The 17356-nt window shown below is 70.4% G+C and carries 2 protein-coding genes (1 of these 2 cut by a window edge); one reads left to right on the top strand and one right to left on the bottom strand.

Annotated elements, in window-relative coordinates; translation table 11 throughout:
• Positions 1–24 precede the first annotated feature (24 nt).
• On the bottom strand, positions 25–1530 hold the full coding sequence (locus BLR21_RS06580; RefSeq protein WP_090004785.1) for an ArnT family glycosyltransferase: 1506 nt from the start codon (positions 1528–1530) through the stop codon (positions 25–27).
• An 847-nt stretch (positions 1531–2377) separates the two neighbouring features.
• Here BLR21_RS06580 and BLR21_RS06575 point away from each other — a divergent pair.
• Positions 2378–17356, top strand: partial view of a non-ribosomal peptide synthetase gene (locus BLR21_RS06575; RefSeq protein WP_090004784.1) — the 5' end (the start) only. Its footprint extends 15969 nt past the window's final position; the window shows 14979 of its 30948 coding nt (coding positions 1–14979); its start codon is at positions 2378–2380; the stop codon falls past the right edge of the window.

Genomic DNA, 17356 nt, shown 5'->3' with positions numbered 1-17356 from the left:
CGTTGTCGTGCGGTTGTCGGTGGCTCAGTACGCCCCGATCAGCCGGTAGCCGGGCCACAGTGCGGACCACGGTGCCCGAGGCTCACGGCACACCGAGATGGCCCGGCCCTGCTCCGTGGTCTCCAGGCCGTACCCGTTGTCGATGCGCGCCACCACGTCGCACTCGCGGAAGTCCTGCTTCAGCCGGTTCTCGTCCACGCCGACCGCGATCACGACGTCCGCGCTGTCCGGCGGTGCTCCCCGGAAGTACAACTCGTTGTGCCCGCTGTGGATCGGCGGGAGCAGGTGCTCGTCGCGCATCCAGTGCAACGCGCCGGCCTCGCCGAAGTTCCGCGTCAGCACCACGGCGCGCGACCGCTCGTCGGCGGGCAGTGCGGCGTAGGCGTCCGCGACCTGCCCGACCAGGCGCTCCCAGCCGATGGTCTCGGTCGTCAGGCTCGACCCTGGGTACTTCACGTACACCCGCGCCGGCATCACAGGCAGGGACACGACGACCTGAACCACGGCGAACACCGACAGCACGGCGACCACCGTCCGGAGCCGTGACCGGCTGCGGGCGATCCACTCGTCCGCCACCACACTTCCCGCGGCGATCAACGGCACCCAGTAGCCCTCGGTGTAGTCGATGCCGCTGGGCGCGAGGCCGAGCACCAGCGCCGTGCCGAGGAGGTAGGCCGCCCCGAGCGCCCGCACCGGTCGCCACTGCGGCCGGCGCAGTACGAAGGCCAGGCCCGCTCCCAGGATCACGGTCACCGCCGGCCCCGCCATGATCGCGACGTCCAGGGGGAACATCAGCCCGTCGGTCCAGTTGCCCTCGGACAGCGCCCGCGCCATGACCAGCTGCGGCCAGCCGTTGACGGCCTGGTAGACGAAGTTCGGGGCGGTGAGCACGAGTGCCAGCCCGGCGCCCGCCCACAACCAGCGGCTGCGCAGTTCCCGGCGCGGGCCCACCACGAGCAGTGCTACCACCAACGTCACCGGTAGCAGGAGCACCACGTACTTGGCGTAGGTCGCCACCCCGCACGTGACACCCGCGGCCAGCCACCACCGGCCGTTCCCGCGCAGCAGCGCGCGCATCGCGAACAGCGCCACCGCGCACCACGCGACGAGATCCGGGCTGTTGGTCAGCAGGAAGTGCCCCATGACGAGCACGACCCCCGACGTGCCCGTTGTGGCCGCCGAGAGCACTTGTGCCCGTGTGCCGCCGCCCAGCTCCGCCGTGATCAGCGCGGAGAGCACGACGATCGCCAGGCCGCACAACAGGGCCGGCGCCCGGACACCCCACACCGTGTCGCCGAACAGCACCGTGCCCGCCTTCGCGAACAGCGGTGCGAGCGCCGGCTGGTCGAAGTAACCCCAGCGCGGATCGTCGCCCAGCATCCGGAAGTACAGCTCGTCGGCGGTGAGCCCGTAGTTCCCGGCCAGTGGGAACACCAGGGCCGCGTAGAGCACCGCGACCACCGCCACCGGGCGTCGCGCCAGCGGTACCGCCAGGCCGGTCCGCGCTGCCACGCCCTCGATCGTGAACACCTGATCGCTCCCCTCGTGGTGACCACGGGGTCACCGCGTCGGCGATGCTATCGATGATCAGCTCCGCGCATTGCTCCAATCGGCAGCAATCGCCTGTGACGCGGAATCAAACACGAAGAAGATTGAATCCGACGGAACCGTCATAGGCCGGTGTGCGTCTATAGCACGTGCCTGGACACAGGGTTGTGCAATGGCTTCGAATGCGGAGGATTGGCCGACCAACAACGGTCAGCTCGTCTTCGGCCTGTCTCAACTGGTTGGGTGAATCCGTGCGCGAATACCAAATTCCCACTGAATGCAGGGGCTTTCGGGGCGCATGTGACGCGTGGCACAGAATTCGGTCACGGTCTGTGTCCGAGTGGGTGCGTCAGGTGACAACATGCACTGGTCCGCCGATCGGCGTATAAGCGGATTGACGAAGTTTCTAAGATTCGGAATTGGGCTGTTCGGCGGATTCATGCTGGTCCTGGGCCTGGCTAATCTGCGGTTGTCGCCTCGGCGGCTCTGGGGGCTTCTTTGGGGTGGGGTGCTTTCGTCGACCCGCTGATTCGCGTGCGCATCTCGCGAATCCGGTGGTCAGCGGATGACGCAAGGGGGTTTTCATGACTGTTGTACGAGAATTAACGCTTGAGTCACTCGTGGGCTGGTTACCCGCATGAGTGCAGCGTCGGTGAACCGTAGATCGCGGTTCACTCCCAAGAACGCGACCTGATCCGCCGGCATCCTCATGCCCGGCGGCAGTCCACGAGCCCGGACTTCAAAAGGGCTCCTTCACCCGCTGTATCTATGGCTTCAGCGGTCTCTCTGTCCTGTTGTGTCGGGACAATCAGCAAAGAGGAGCAGTTCAGTGGTTGAGCGGCGCGCGCCCGGCGTTCGGTACTCGCTGACGGCGGCGCAGGTGGACATGTGGCTGTCCGCGGAGTTGCTCGGGGACACCCCGGAGTTCAACCCCGCGCAGTACGTGGTGCTCCGCGGGCCTGTCGACGAGGAGCTGCTGCGGGCAGGCGCCCGGGTCGCGGCCCAGGAGACCGACGCGTACCGGCTGTACTTCGGTGAGCACGCGGACGGGTCGCCCTGGCAGGCGCTCGCGGACGAGCTTCCCGGCGACGTCATGCCGGTGGTGGACCTTCGTGGTGAGGCCGATCCGGCGGAGGCGGCGCGGGCGTGGATGCACGCCGACAGCGCCCGGCCGATCGACCACCGGGCAGCGCCGCTCTGGCGCTGGGCGCTGCTGCGCGTCGCCGGCGCCGAGTACTGGTGGTACCACCGGGCGCACCACCTCATCACCGACATCTTCTCGTTCAACCTGCTCACGCAACGCGTCGCGGAGATCTACTCCGGAGAGCACCGGCCGCGCTACTTCGGTTCCTGGGCCGATGTCGTGGCCGAGGACGAGGCCTACCGGCGGTCCGCCGACCGGGCGGCCGACGAGCGGTACTGGCTCGACTCGGTCGCGGACGCGGTGCGGGACAGGCAGGACGAACGGCGTGCCGACCGGCAGCGGCCGTCACGGCGGCGCACGGTCGCCGTCGACGCGGCGTTGCGCGGCGCGGTCCTCGACCGCTGTGCCGAACTCGGCGTGCGCGTCCCGCACTTCCTCGTCTCGGCGTTCGCCGCCTGCCAGCGGCAGCTGACCGATCGCGACGACGTGGTGTTCAGCCTTCCCACGGCCGCCCGGCGCAGTCCGCTGGCCCGCGCGACTCCCGGCCTGCTCGCAGGCGTCGCACCGATGGTCCTGCACGTGCCGGACGCGACGACGGTCCGGCAGCTGACCGGCGCCACCACCGAGCGGCTGGCCGAGATCGGCGCCCGGTCGCGGTACCGGGGCGAGGACCTGGCCCGGCTGCTCGGCGTCACCGGCAACGGCGCCTGGTTCGGTCCCACGCTCAACGTGGTCGACTTCAACCGGTCGCGCGGCTTCGGCCCCGAGGTGCACGCCGACGCGCCCCGCAACCTGGCGGTCGGTCCGATCCGCGACCTCACCGTCACCACCTACGGCTGGTCTCGCGGTGATCAGGCGTGGCTCGACATCGACGTCGAGGACGGCGTGGCCGCCGACGCCGAACTCGTGCTGCACGAACAGCGGTTCCTGGAGGTGCTCGACCGGCTCGCCCGCGGTCCGGTGGACGGCGGGGTTCCTTCGTCCACTGTGGACTCTGACCTCACGCGGCGGTGGGGAACCGGCGTTGCGCCTTCGTCCACTGTGGACCTGGGGCTCACGCGACAGTGGGGAGCCGGCGTTGCGCCGGCCGTTGCCGCGAGCGTCCCCGATCTCATCGCGGGGTACGCCGAGACCCGGCCCGGCCAGTCCGCTGTCGTGTGCGGTCAAGAACGGCTTTCCTTCCGCGAGTTGGGAGAGCGGGCCGACGCGCTCGCCGCCCGGCTCCAGCGGGCCGGGGTGACCGCGGAGTCGCCGGTCGCGGTGCTGGTGCCGCGCGGGATCGAACTGGCTGTCGCCTTCCAGGGCGTGCTGCGCTCCGGTGGCGTGTACGTGCCGATCAACCCGGGGCTGCCCGCGGAACGGCTGGCGTTCCTGCTGGCCGACGTCGGCGCGGCCGTCGCGGTGACGACACCGGAGCTGGCCGGTGAGCTGGCCGGCTTCGCCGACGTGCTGGTGCTCGGCGAGGAGTCTCCGGTCGCCGGGGCGTTGCCGGTGCGCGTCGAGCCCGGCGCGATGGCGTACGTGGCCTACACGTCCGGCTCGACCGGGCGGCCCAAGGGTGTGGCGGTGACGCATGCCGCGTTGTCGTCGTACGTGGCCGGCTGGCGTGAGGCGCTCGTTCCGCTGGGCGGGGCCGGCACGGTGCTGTCGATGTCGGGCCCCGGTTTCGACGTCTCCATCGGTGACATGACGCGGGCGCTGGCATTCGGGCAGACGGTGGTCTTCCTGCCGCACGACGAGGTCGTGTCGGTCGACTCCCTGCACCGGACGCTGGCCGACCACCGGGTCGAGGTCGCCGAGATCGTGCCGGGCATGCTTCTGCGCGATCTTGCCGCCCACTGCCGGGAGGCGGGTCCGGTCGAGTCGTTGCGCCTGGTCATCTCCGGCACGGACATGTGGACGTACGACGCTCTGGTCTCCGCCGTCGCGGCCGTGGCGCCCAATGCCGTGCCGGGCAACGTGTTCGGCGTGACCGAGGCCGCGATCGACTCGATCTTCCACCCGGTGCTGGCGCGGCCGGAGCACGAGGGCGAGGTGGTCCCCATCGGCGGGCCGCTGGCCGGCGTCGGTGTCTTCGTCGTGGACGGGTCGTTGCGGCCGGTGCCGGTGGGCGTCGAGGGTGAGCTGCTGGTCGGCGGCGCCGGGCTGGCCCGGGGTTACGTGGGCCGTCCGGACCTGACCGCGGAACGGTTCCTGCCCGACGTGTTCGGTGGATCCGGCGGGCGGTTGTACCGCACCGGCGACCGGGCGCGGTGGCGGGCGGACGGGGTGCTCGAGTTCCTCGGCCGGGTGGACGAGCAGGTCAAGATCCGTGGTTATCGGGTCGAGCCTGGCGAGGTCGAAGTTGTCATCGGTGACCACCCGCACGTGCGTGATGTCGTTGTGGTGGCCCGAGATGGTGGCCCGCACGGCGGCAAACGCCTCGTCGCGTACGTGGTCGCGGAAGGGGAGTTCAGCGGTTCGGCGCTGCGGTCGTGGCTACGGGAGCGGGTGCCGGACTACCTCGTGCCGTCGGTGTTCGTTGCGCTGGACCGGTTGCCGCTGACGCCGAACGGCAAGGTCGACCGCCGGGGCCTGCCCGATCCCGAGCCGGAGACGAGCGAGCTGTACGAGGCACCCCGGACGTCCACAGAGGACGCTCTGGCTGCGGTATGGGCGCAGGTGCTGGGTGTCGAACGCGTTGGTGTGCATGACAACTTCTTCGAGCTGGGCGGCGACTCGATCCTGAGCCTGCAGATCGTGGCGCGTGCCCGTGCCGCCGGTCTGGGCCTCGGGGTGGCCGACGTGCTGTCCCGCCAGACCGTCGCCGAGCTGGCGGCCGCGGTGCGCGACACCCCCGCCGTGACGCTGGCGGAGCAGGGAGTCGTCACCGGACCCGTGCCGCTGACGCCGATCCAGCACTGGTTCCTGGCGCAGGACATCGAGGACCGGGACCACTGGAACTGGTCGGGCGTGTTCGAGCTCGCACCGGGCACCGACCCCGATCGGCTGGCCGGCGCACTCGACGTCCTGGTCGCCCATCACGACGCGCTGCGCCTGCGGTTCTCGCCCGACGGCCAGCACAACGCCGGCATCGAGGCCGCTGACCTGCTTCGGGTGGTCGAGGGCGACGCGGACGTGGTCGCGGAGATGACGGCGGCGCAGAAGTCGTTGCGGCTGGCCGACGGCCCGCTGGTGGCGGCGGTATTCTTCGACCGCGGCTCTGAGCCCGCGTGGCTGGGTCTGATCGTCCACCACCTGGTGATGGACGGCGTCTCGTGGAACGTCCTGCTGGAGGACCTCGGCACCGCGTACCGCTCGGAGGCGTTGGGCCCGAAGACGACCTCGTTCCAGCAGTGGGCCGAACAGCTCCGGACGTTCGATCCCAGCGGCGAACGTGATCACTGGGCCGCGGCGACGTCCGGCGTGGTCGCGCTGCCGGTCGACGGCGACGGGCTCAACGACGAACGTTCCGCGCGGGTGCACACGACGTGGCTGGACGCCAGGACGACCGCCGCGTTGCTGGGCGACGCGCACAAGGCGTATCGCACGCAGGGCAACGACCTGCTGCTGGCGGCGCTGGTGCGCACGCTCGGCCCGTGGGCGGGCACCGACGAGCTGACCATCGACCTGGAGAGCCACGGTCGTGAGGCGATCGCCGACGGGGTCGACCTGTCGCGCACCGTCGGGTGGTTCACGTCGATCTTCCCCGTGCAACTGCGCCGGCACGAAGATCTCGGCACGACGGTGAAAGCCGTGAAGGAGCAGCTCAGGGCGGTGCCACGCCGAGGTGTCGGCTACGGCGCCCTGCGGTGGTTGCACGGAGAACTGGCCGACGCGCCGGACCGCCCCGTGCTGTTCAACTACCTGGGAGCCGCCGCGGCCACCGGCGATCTGCTGCGCCGCGAACTCCCCGCGGCCTCGAGGGGCGCGGCGACGTCCGGCGCAGGCACGCGCTCCCACGTGCTGAACCTCGAGGTGACCCGCACGGCCGACGGGCGGTTGCAGGTCGAGTGGCACTACAGCGCCGGGCTGCACGAGGCCGCGACCGTCGAGCGGCTCGCCGGCGCTTATCAGCGGGAACTGGAAGCGGTGGTCGAGCACTGCCGGTCCGGGGTCTCGGGCCTCACGCCGTCGGACTTCCCGCTGGCGTCACTGGCGCAGCACGAGGTCGACCGGCTGGCGGCGCGGTTCCCCGGTCTGGCGGACGTGTACCGGCTGGCGCCCGTGCAGTCGGGCATGTTGTTCGGTGTCGTGGGTGCCCCTGCCGAGGACGGGCTCTACTGGGGCCAGGGGATCTACGAGCTCACCGGCACCGTCGACGCGGACCGGCTGGCCGGCGCCTGGCGTTCGGTGATCGCGCGCCAGGCGGCGTTGCGCAGCGGGTTCGTGTGGGAGGGCGTCAGCGAACCGGTGCAGGTCGTACTGTCCGATGTGGACGTTCCGCTCCAGGTGCGCGACTGGTCAGGATTCGACGGGGACACCCAGCAGGCCCGGTTGCGGGAACTGCTGGAGGAGGACCGCGCGCTGGGGTTCGATCTCGCCGCGCCGCCGCTGACGCGTCTGTACCTCGTCGACCGGGGTCTCGGGCAGTTCTGGCTCGTCTGGGGCCTGTACCAGGGTCTGTGCGACGGGTGGAGTCTGCCTGTCGTCCTGGACGAGGTGCTGGCCGCCTATGACGGCTCGTCGCCGGCTCCGGTGCGGTCGTACCGTGAGTTCATCTCGTGGCTGGACGGGCGTGACCCCGGCGAGGCCGAGGGCTTCTGGCGGTCCTATTTGGACGGCTTCGAGGCGCCGACGCCGTTGCCGGTGGACCGCCTGGCCACCAGCCACTACGCGCAGGACCGGCGGCGCACGCACCTCGACGCGAGCGTGACCGCCGGCCTGGTCGACCTGGCCCGCCGGGAACGCGTGACGTTGTCGGCGGTGGTGCAGGCCGCGTGGGCCAAGGTGTTGTCGGCGTCGTCCGGTGAGGACGAGGTGGTGTTCGGCCTGACCGTGTCGGGCCGACCGGCTGAGCTGGCCGGGGTCGAGTCGACCGTGGGCCTGTTCATCAACACGCTGCCGGTGCGGGTCGCCGTCCCGGCGGACGTGCCGTTCACCTCGTGGCTGCGGGAGTTGCGGGACAACCAGGGTGCGGTGCAGCGGTTCGAGTACACGCCGCTGGTGGACGCGCAGCGCTGGTCGTCCGTGCCGGGTGGCCGCGCGTTGTTCGACAGCATCGTGGTGCTGCGCAACTACCCCGGCGGCCGGAGCCGCGTCGCCGACTTCGAGCTGTCGCCGTTGCTCGACTCGGTGGAGCAGGGCAACTACCCGCTCACCTTCGCGGTCGACGTGGAGGCCGAGCTCAAGATCGAGGCCGAGTTCTCCACCGCGGCGTTCGACGCGGTGACGGTCGAACGGATCCTCGACCAGCTCACGGTCGTGCTGACGGCGGTGACCGAACGGCCGGACCTGGCTGTGCAGGACGTGCCCTTGCAGCGGCCGGAGCAGGCGGCGGCGTTGGTGGCGTGGGGCGAGACCCCCGAGCCCGCCGTCGAGCGACCGGTGCCGGACCTGATCGACGGCTGGGCGCGGATCTCACCCGAGGTCGCGGTGGTCTGCGGTGCGGAGAGCCTGACGTTCGCCGAGCTGGGTTTCCGCGCCGACGCGCTGGCCGGTCGGCTGCAGCGGGCCGGAGTGGTGGTGGGGTCACGGGTCGCGGTGCTGGTGCCGCGCGGGATCGATCTCGCCGTCGCCTTCCAGGGTGTGCTGCGCTCCGGTGGCGTCTACGTGCCGGTCAACCCGGGGCTTCCCGCGGAACGGCTGGCGTTCCTGCTGGCCGACGCCGGTGCGACAGTCGCGGTCACGACTCCGGCGCTCGCCGGTGAGCTGAATGGGCTCGCCGAGGTGCTGGTGCTGGACGAGGACTCGCCGGGATTCGGCGCCCTGCCGGTGCGCATCGATCCCGAGGCGTTGGCGTACGTGGCTTACACGTCAGGGTCGACCGGACGACCCAAGGGCGTGGCGGTGTCCCACGGCGCTTTGTCGTCGTACGTGGCGGGATGGCGGGAAGGGCTCGCCGATCTGGGCGGCCCCGGCACGGTGCTGTCCATGTCGGGCCCCGGGTTCGACGTGTCCATCGGCGACATGACACGTGCGTTGGCTTTTGGCCGCACGGTGGTGTTCCTGCCGCACGACGAGCACGTGACGGTGGAGTCGCTGCGCGAGACCTTGGTGGATCACGAGGTCGAGGTCGCGGAGATCGTGCCGGGCATGCTGTTGCGCGACCTGGCGGCGCACTGCCGGGAGGCCGGGCCGGTCAAGTCGTTGCGCCTGGTGATCTCCGGCACCGACATGTGGACGCATGACGCGTTGACCACCGCCGTGGCTGAAGTGGCGCCGAATGCGGTGCCGGGCAACGTGTTCGGTGTGACCGAGGCGGCGATCGACTCGATCTTCCACCCGGTCGGCGAGGACCATCCCGCCGCGGTCGTGCCGATCGGTACACCGCTGGCCGGTGCCCGTGCCGTCGTCGTGGACAGCAGGATGCGGCCGGCGCCGGTGGGTGTGCCGGGTGAGTTGCTGGTCGGTGGTTCCGGGGTGGCCCAGGGGTATGTGGGCCGGCCGGACCTGACCTCGGAGCGGTTCGTTCCCGATGTGTTCGGTGGCTCCGGAGGGCGGTTGTACCGCACCGGTGACCGGGCTCGGTGGCGTGCGGACGGGACGATCGAGTTCCTCGGGCGTGTCGATGAGCAGGTGAAGATCCGCGGCTACCGGGTCGAGCCGGGTGAGGTCGAGGTCGTCATCGGCGACCACCCCGACGTGCGTGATGTTGTTGTGGTGGCGCGGGATGGTGGCCCCCACGGTGGCAAGCGGCTGGTTGCGTATGTGGTTTCGGAAGGTGAGTTCAGCGGTTCGGTGCTGCGGGCGTGGTTGCGCGAGCGGGTGCCGGACTACCTGGTGCCGTCGGTGTTCGTGGCGCTGGACAGGTTGCCGCTGACGCCGAACGGGAAGGTGGACCGGCGCGGTCTGCCCGAGCCGGAGCTGGAGGCGGTCGCCGAGACCTATGTCGCGCCCCGGACCGCTGCGGAGGAGACTCTCGCGGCGGTGTGGAGTGGCGTGCTGGGCGTTGAACGTGTTGGTGTGCATGACAACTTCTTCGAGCTGGGCGGCGACTCGATCCTGAGCCTGCAGATCGTGGCGCGTACTCGTGCCGCCGGTCTGGGCGTGGACGTGGCGGACGTGTTCGCCCACCAGACCGTCGCCGAGCTCGCGCTCGCGGTGCGGGAAGCACCCGCGGTCTCGCTGGCGGAACAGGGCGTGGTCACCGGGCCCGTGCCGTTGACGCCGATCCAGCGGTGGTTCGTGGCGCAGGACATCCCGAACCGGGACCACTGGAACTGGTCGGGTGTGTTCGAACTGGCGCCCGGCACCGATCCGGTCCGGCTGGGTCAGGCGCTCGACGTCCTTGTCGCACACCACGACGCGCTGCGGATCCGGTTCGGTCCGGATGGCCAGCACAACGCTCCGGTCGAGACCGGTGGGTCCCTGCGCGTCGTCGAGGGCGACGAGGCCGTGGTCGCGGAGATGACCGCCGCGCAGACGTCGTTGCGGCTGGCCGATGGCCCGCTGGTGGCCGCCGTGTTCTTCGACCGCGGTGATCAGCCCGCGTGGCTTGGTTTGACCGTGCATCACCTGGTGATGGACGGCGTCTCGTGGAACGTGCTGCTGGAGGACCTCGACACCGCGTACCGCTCGGAGGCGTTGGCGCCCAAGACGACCTCGTTCCAGGAGTGGGCCGAACACCTGCTGGAGCTGGAGGCCGGCGGCGAGCGGGAGCACTGGGCGGCGGCGACGTCGGACGTGGTCGCGCTCCCCGTCGACGGCGACGGCCCGAACACCGAGGCGTCCGGCGCCGTGGTGCGCACCTGGCTGGACGCGGACACGACGGCCGCGCTGTTCGGTGAGGCGCACAAGGCCTATCGAACGCAGGCCAACGACCTGCTGCTCGCCGCACTGGCGAACGTCCTGGGAGAGTGGGCAGGCACCGACCACGTCACGGTCGACCTGGAGAGCCACGGCCGTGAGGGCATGGACCTGTCGCGCACCGTCGGGTGGTTCACGTCGATCTTCCCCGTGCGGCTGAGCCGGTACGAGGGTGTCGGCGCGACGGTGAAGGCCGTCAAGGAGCAGCTGCGGGCGGTGCCGCGCCGCGGTGTCGGCTACGGCGTGCTGCGATGGGCACAGGACGAGCTGGCCGATGCGCCGGACCGGCCGGTGCTGTTCAACTACCTCGGCGCGTTCGACGCCGTGGACTCGGCCGGGCTGATCCGCCGCGAACTCGCCGCCGAACTGGCCGGCCCGATGCAGGGACCTGGCGGGACGCGGGCCTACCCGTTGCAGCTCGAAGTGGTCCGCGCGGAGGACGGGCGGCTGCGGATCGACTGGCTGCACAGCACCAACCTGCACCTTCCCGAGACCGTGGAACGGGTCGCCGCCCACTACGTCGAGGCGTTGCGCGCGCTGGTGGCGCATTGCCGGACAGGGGTCACGGGCTTCACGCCGTCGGACTTCCCGTTGGCGTCGTTGACGCAGGACGAGTTCGACGGGCTTGCGGCGCGTTATCCGGTGGCGGACGTCTACCGGCTGGCGCCGGTGCAGTCGGGCATGTTGTTCGGTGTCGTGGGTTCTCCTGTCGACGGCCTCTACTGGGGGCAGAGCGTCTACGACCTGGCCGGTCCGCTCGACGCCGACCGGCTGGCCGGTGCCTGGCGTTCGGTGATCTCCCGGCATGCCGCGTTGCGCAGCGGGTTCGTGTGGGAGGGCGTCAGCGAACCGGTGCAGGTCGTACTGTCCAATGTGGACGTTCCGCTGCAGGTGCACGACTGGTCGGGTCTCGACCGGGACGCCGAGCAGGTGCGGCTGCGCGAACTGCTGGCCGAGGACCGTGCGCTGGGCTTCGACCTGGCGGCGCCGCCGTTGATGCGGCTGTACCTGGTGGACCGCGGCGAGGGCCGGTTGTGGCTGGTGTGGGGGCTGTACCAGGGTCTGTGCGACGGGTGGAGTCTGCCCGTCGTCATGGACGAGGTGCTGGCCGCCTACGACGGCTCGCCGCTGGCTCCGGTGCGGTCGTACCGCGAGTTCATCTCGTGGCTGGACGGGCGTGATCCGGACGAGTCGGAGTCGTTCTGGCGCAGGACGCTGGACGGGTTCGAGGCGCCCACGCCGTTGCCGGTGGATCGGCTGGCGGCCAGCCATTACGCGCAGGACCGCCGCAAGACGATGCTGGACGAGCGCGTCACCGCCAAGCTGGTGGAGCTGGCGCGCAAGGAGCGCGTGACGCTGTCGACGGTCGTGCAGGCGGCGTGGGCCAAGGTCCTGTCCGCGTCTTCCGGTGAGGACGACGTGCTGTTCGGGCTCACCGTGTCCGGCCGGCCGGCTGATCTGGCCGGCGTGGAGTCGATCGTCGGCCTGTTCATCAACACGCTGCCGGTGCGGGCCGTCGTGCCCGCGGACGTGCCGTTCACGTCGTGGCTGCGCGAGTTGCAGGACAACCAGGTCGCGGTGCAACGATTCGAGTACACGCCGCTGGTGGACGTGCAGCGCTGGTCGGCTGTTCCCGGTGGCCGCGCGCTGTTCGACTCCATCGTGGTGTTCGGCAACTACCCGCACCGGGAACTGCCTGACGACCTCGGTGAGATCCCGGACGGCTACGCCTCCGTCGACTCGGTGGAGCAGGGCAACTACCCGCTGACCTTCGCGGTAGACCTGGAACGCTCGCTGCGCATCGAGGCCGAGTTCTCCACGGCCGCGTTCGACGCCGTGACGGTCGAACGCGTCCTCGACCAGCTGGTGGTCGTGCTCACCGCCGTCGCGGAACGGCCTTCGCTGGCCGTCGCGGACGTGCCGTTGCAGCGTCCGGAGCAGGCCGCGGAACTGGTGGCGTGGGGCGAGACCCCTGTCCCGGCCACCGAGCCGTCCGTGCCCGAGCTTATCCACAGCTGGGCAGACACCGACGCCGTTGCCGTGGTGTGCGGCGATGAGCAGCTCACGTTCGCCGAGCTGGGTGCTCGCGCCGATGGCCTCGCCGTCCGGCTCCAGCGGGCCGGTGTGACGGTGGAGTCACCGGTCGCCGTGCTGGTGCCGCGCGGTCTCGAGCTGGCCGTGGCGTTCCAGGGCGTGTTGCGCTCCGGTGGCGTCTACCTGCCGATCAATCCTGGGCTTCCCGCCGAACGTCTCGCGTTCCTGCTGGCCGATGCCGGTGCGGACGTGGCGGTCACGACCGCGGCACTGGCGGGTGAGCTGGACGGGTTCGCCGGGGAAGTGCTGCTGGTGGACGATGTGTCCGCGGTCGGCGAGCTTGCCCCGGTCGACCCGAGCTCCTTGGCGTACATCGCTTACACGTCGGGCTCCACGGGACGGCCCAAGGGCGTCGCGGTCACGCACGCCGCGCTGTCGTCCTATGTGGCCGGTTGGCGTGACGGACTGGCCGCGCTGGGCGGACCTGGCCCCGTGCTGTCGATGTCCGGGCCTGGGTTCGACGTGTCGATCGGTGACATGACTCGGGCGTTGGCGTTCGGGCAGACCGTGGTGTTCCTGCCGCACGACGAGCATGTGTCGGTGGAGGCGCTGCACGCGACGTTGGTGGAGCACCGGATCGAGGTCGCCGAGATCGTTCCCGGCATGCTGCTGCGGGATCTGGCGGCACACTGCCGGGTTGCCGGGCCGGTCGAGTCGTTGCGCCTGGTGATCTCGGGTACGGACATGTGGACGCATGACGCGTTGACGACCGCTGTGCGCGAGGTGGCGCCGAACGCGGTGCCGGGCAACGTGTTCGGTGTGACCGAGGCGGCCATCGACTCGATCTTCCACGCCGTGACGGAAGACCACCCGGCAGCCGTGGTGCCCATCGGTACCCCGCTGGCCGGTGCCCGCGCGGTCGTCGTCGACTCCGCACTGCGGCCTGTTCCCGTTGGTGTTCCCGGTGAACTGCTGGTCGGTGGCGCCGGTGTGGCGCGTGGCTACCTGGGACGTCCCGACCTGACCTCGGCGCGGTTCGTTCCCGATGTGTTCACCGGTTCTGGCGAGCGTCTTTACCGCACTGGTGACCGGGCTCGGTGGCGTGCTGACGGCACGATCGAGTTCCTGGGGCGTGTCGACGAGCAGGTCAAGATCCGTGGTTATCGGGTCGAGCCGGGTGAGGTCGAGGTCGTCATCGGTGACCATCCCGACGTGCGTGATGTCGTTGTGGTGGCCCGTGATGGTGGGCCTCACGGTGGCAAGCGGCTTGTCGCGTACGTCGTCGCTGAGAGTGAGTTCAGCGGGTCGGCGTTGCGAGCGTGGCTGCGCGAGCGTGTGCCGGATTACCTTGTGCCGTCGGTGTTCGTGGCGTTGGACCGGTTGCCGCTGACGCCGAACGGGAAGGTGGACCGTCGCGGTCTGCCGGACCCGGAGCCCGAGATGACGGGTGAGGCCTATGTCGCGCCCCGGACCGCTGCCGAGGAGATTCTCGCGGCGGTGTGGAGTGGTGTGCTCGGTGTCGAACGTGTTGGTGTGTATGACAACTTCTTCGAGCTGGGTGGCGACTCGATCTTGAGTCTGCAGATCGTGGCGCGTACTCGTGCCGCCGGTCTGGGTGTGGACGTGGCGGACGTGTTCGCACACCAGACGGTCGCCGCACTGGCCGCCGTCGTGCGTGACACGCCGGCGGTGACCCTGGCCGAGCAGGGCGTGGTCACCGGACCGGTGCCGCTGACGCCGATCCAGCACTGGTTCCTGGCGCAGGACCTCCCGAACCGGGACCACTGGAACTGGTCGGGCATGTTCGAGCTGGCACCGGGCACCGATCCGGAACGGCTCGGGCGGGCACTCGACGTCCTGGTCTCTCACCATGACGCGCTGCGCATCCGTTTCACGCCGGAGAGCCAGTACCAGGCGCCGGTCGACGGCAGCGGGTTCTTGCGCGTCACCGACGGAGCTGTGGTCGCTGAGATGACCGCGGCGCAGAAATCGTTGCGTCTGGCCGATGGTCCGCTTCTTGCCGCCGTCTACTTCGACCGTGGTGATCAGCCTGCGTGGCTTGGTTTGACCGTGCATCACCTGGTGATGGACGGCGTGTCGTGGAACGTTCTGCTGGAGGACCTCGACGCGGTCTACGCGGGCCGGGAGCTCGGGCCGAAGACGACGTCGTTCCAGCAGTGGGCCGAGGTGCTGCAGGAGCTGGACGCTCAGGACGAGCGGGAGACCTGGCTGGCCCAGACCGCCGACGTGGTGGAACTGCCGCAGGACCAGGAGGGTCCCAACACCGAGACCTCGGCCGGTGTCGTCCGGTCGTGGCTGGACGCCGCCACGACCGCCGCGCTGCTGGGTGACGCCCACCGCGCCTACCGGACCCAGGCCAACGACCTGCTGCTGACCGCTCTCGCCCAGGCACTGGGGGAGTGGGCGGGCACCGGCCATGTGACGGTGGACCTGGAGAGCCACGGCCGCGAGGCGGTGGCGGACGGCGTGGACCTGTCGCGGACCGTCGGGTACTTCACGTCGATCTTCCCGGTGCGGCTCACGCACGAGAGTGATCCGGCGGCGGCGATCAAGGCCGTCAAGGAGGAGCTGCGGGCCGTGCCGCGCCGCGGTGTCGGCTACGGCGCGTTGCGCTGGCTGCAGGGTGATCTGGCCGATGTGCCGGAGCGTCCGGTGTTGTTCAACTACCTGGGTGCGTTCGACGCCGTCGACTCGCTGGGGCTGATCCGCCGGGAGCTGCCCGCCGAGCTGGCCGGTCCGAGCGAGGGACCGGGCGGGACGCGTTCGCACGTTTTGCAGATCGAGGCGGAGCAGGACGCGGACGGACGCCTGCAGGTCGACTGGCACTTCAGCCACAACCTGCACGACATGGCCACCGTGGAACGGGTCGCCGCGCGCTACGTCGAGGCGCTGCGTCAGCTGGTGGCACACTGCCGGTCCGCCAGTGGGTTCACGCCGTCGGACTTCCCGCTGGCGTCGCTGACCCAGCCCGAGGTCGACCGGCTCGCCGAGCGTTATCCGCTGGTCGACGTGCATCGGCTGGCGCCGGTGCAGTCGGGCATGTTGTTCGGTGTCGCGGGTTCTCCCGTCGACGGCCTCTACTGGGGCCAGGGGGTCTACGACCTGACCGGTCCGCTGGACGCCGACCGGCTGGCCGACGCGTGGCGCCAGGTGATCTCCCGGCACGCCGCGTTGCGCAGCGGGTTCGTGTGGGAGGGCGTCAGCGAACCGGTGCAGGTCGTGCTGGCCGAGGTCGACGTTCCGCTCGAGCGGCGGGACTGGTCCCGTCTCGACGACGTCGAGCAGCAGGAGCGGTTGCGGGCGCTGCTGGACGAGGACCGCGCGCTGGGCTTCGACCTCGCCGCGCCGCCGTTGACCCGCCTGTACCTGGTGGACCGCGGCGACGGCCGGTTGTGGCTCGTGTGGGGGCTGTACCAGGGTTTGTGCGACGGGTGGAGTCTGCCCGTCGTGATGGACGAGGTGTCCGCCCTCTACCAGGGCCGGACGCTGGAGCCGGTGCGGTCCTATCGGGACTTCATCGGGTGGCTGGGCCGGCGTGACCCGGCCGAGTCCGAAGGGTTCTGGCGCACGCACCTGGCCGGTTTCGAGGCCCCGACGGCACTTCCGGTCGATCGGCTGGCTGCGAGCCACTACGACCAGGACCGGCGTCGCCTGCGCCTCGACGAGACCGTCACGGGCAAGCTGGTCGAGCTGGCCCGCCGCGAGCGCGTGACGTTGTCGACGGTCGTCCAGGCGGCGTGGGCACTGCTGCTGTCGACGTACTCGGGTGACGACGACGTGATCTTCGGCCTGACCGTCTCCGGCCGTCCTGCTGACCTGGCCGGCGTCGAGTCGATGGTCGGCCTGTTCATCAACACGCTGCCGGTGCGGGCCGTGGTGCCCACGGACACGACGTTCGCCGCGTGGCTGCCCCAGTTGCAGGACAACCAGGTTGCCCTGCAACGGTTCGAGTACACGCCGTTGGTGGATGTCCAGCGGTGGTCGGCGGTGCCGCACGGCCGTGCGTTGTTCGACTCCATCGTGGTGTTCGGCAACTACCCGCAGGAGGAACTGCCGGAGGACCTGGGCGGGCTGCAGGCCGCCGACTCGGTGGAGCAGGGCAACTACCCGCTGACCTTCGCCGTCGACCTGGAACGCACGCTGCGCGTCGAGGCGGAGTTCTCGACGGCGGCGTTCGACGCCATCACGATCGAACGGATCCTCGACCAGCTCGCTGTCGTGCTGACCGCGGTGGCGGAGCAGCCGGAGCTGGCCGTCCGGGACGTGCCGGTGCAGCGTCCCGGCCAGGCGGCGGAACTGGTGGCGTGGGGCGCGACCCCGGTGCCCTCCGCCGAGCTGCCGGTGCCTGACCTGATCGCCGGATGGGTTTCGTCCGAGGTCGCCGTGGTGTGCGGCGATGAGCAGCTGACGTTCGCCGAGTTGAACGCTCGTGCCGATTCCCTTGCCACGCGTCTGCGCCGGGCCGGTGTGACGGTGGGGTCGCCGGTGGCGGTCCTGGTGCCGCGCGGGATCGAGCTGGCCGTGGCGTTCCAGGGTGTGTTGCGCTCTGGCGGCGTGTACGTGCCGATCAATCCTGGGCTTCCCGCTGAACGGCTGGCATTCCTGCTGGCCGATGCCGGTGTCGTCGCGGCCGTCACGACATCGGCACTGGACGGGTTCGCC

The organism is Lentzea albidocapillata subsp. violacea (assembly GCF_900100275.1).
GTDB classification, from domain to species: domain Bacteria; phylum Actinomycetota; class Actinomycetes; order Mycobacteriales; family Pseudonocardiaceae; genus Lentzea; species Lentzea violacea.
The sequence above is the reverse complement of the archived record's forward strand: the minus strand, read 5'-3'. Positions and strand labels throughout refer to the sequence as shown.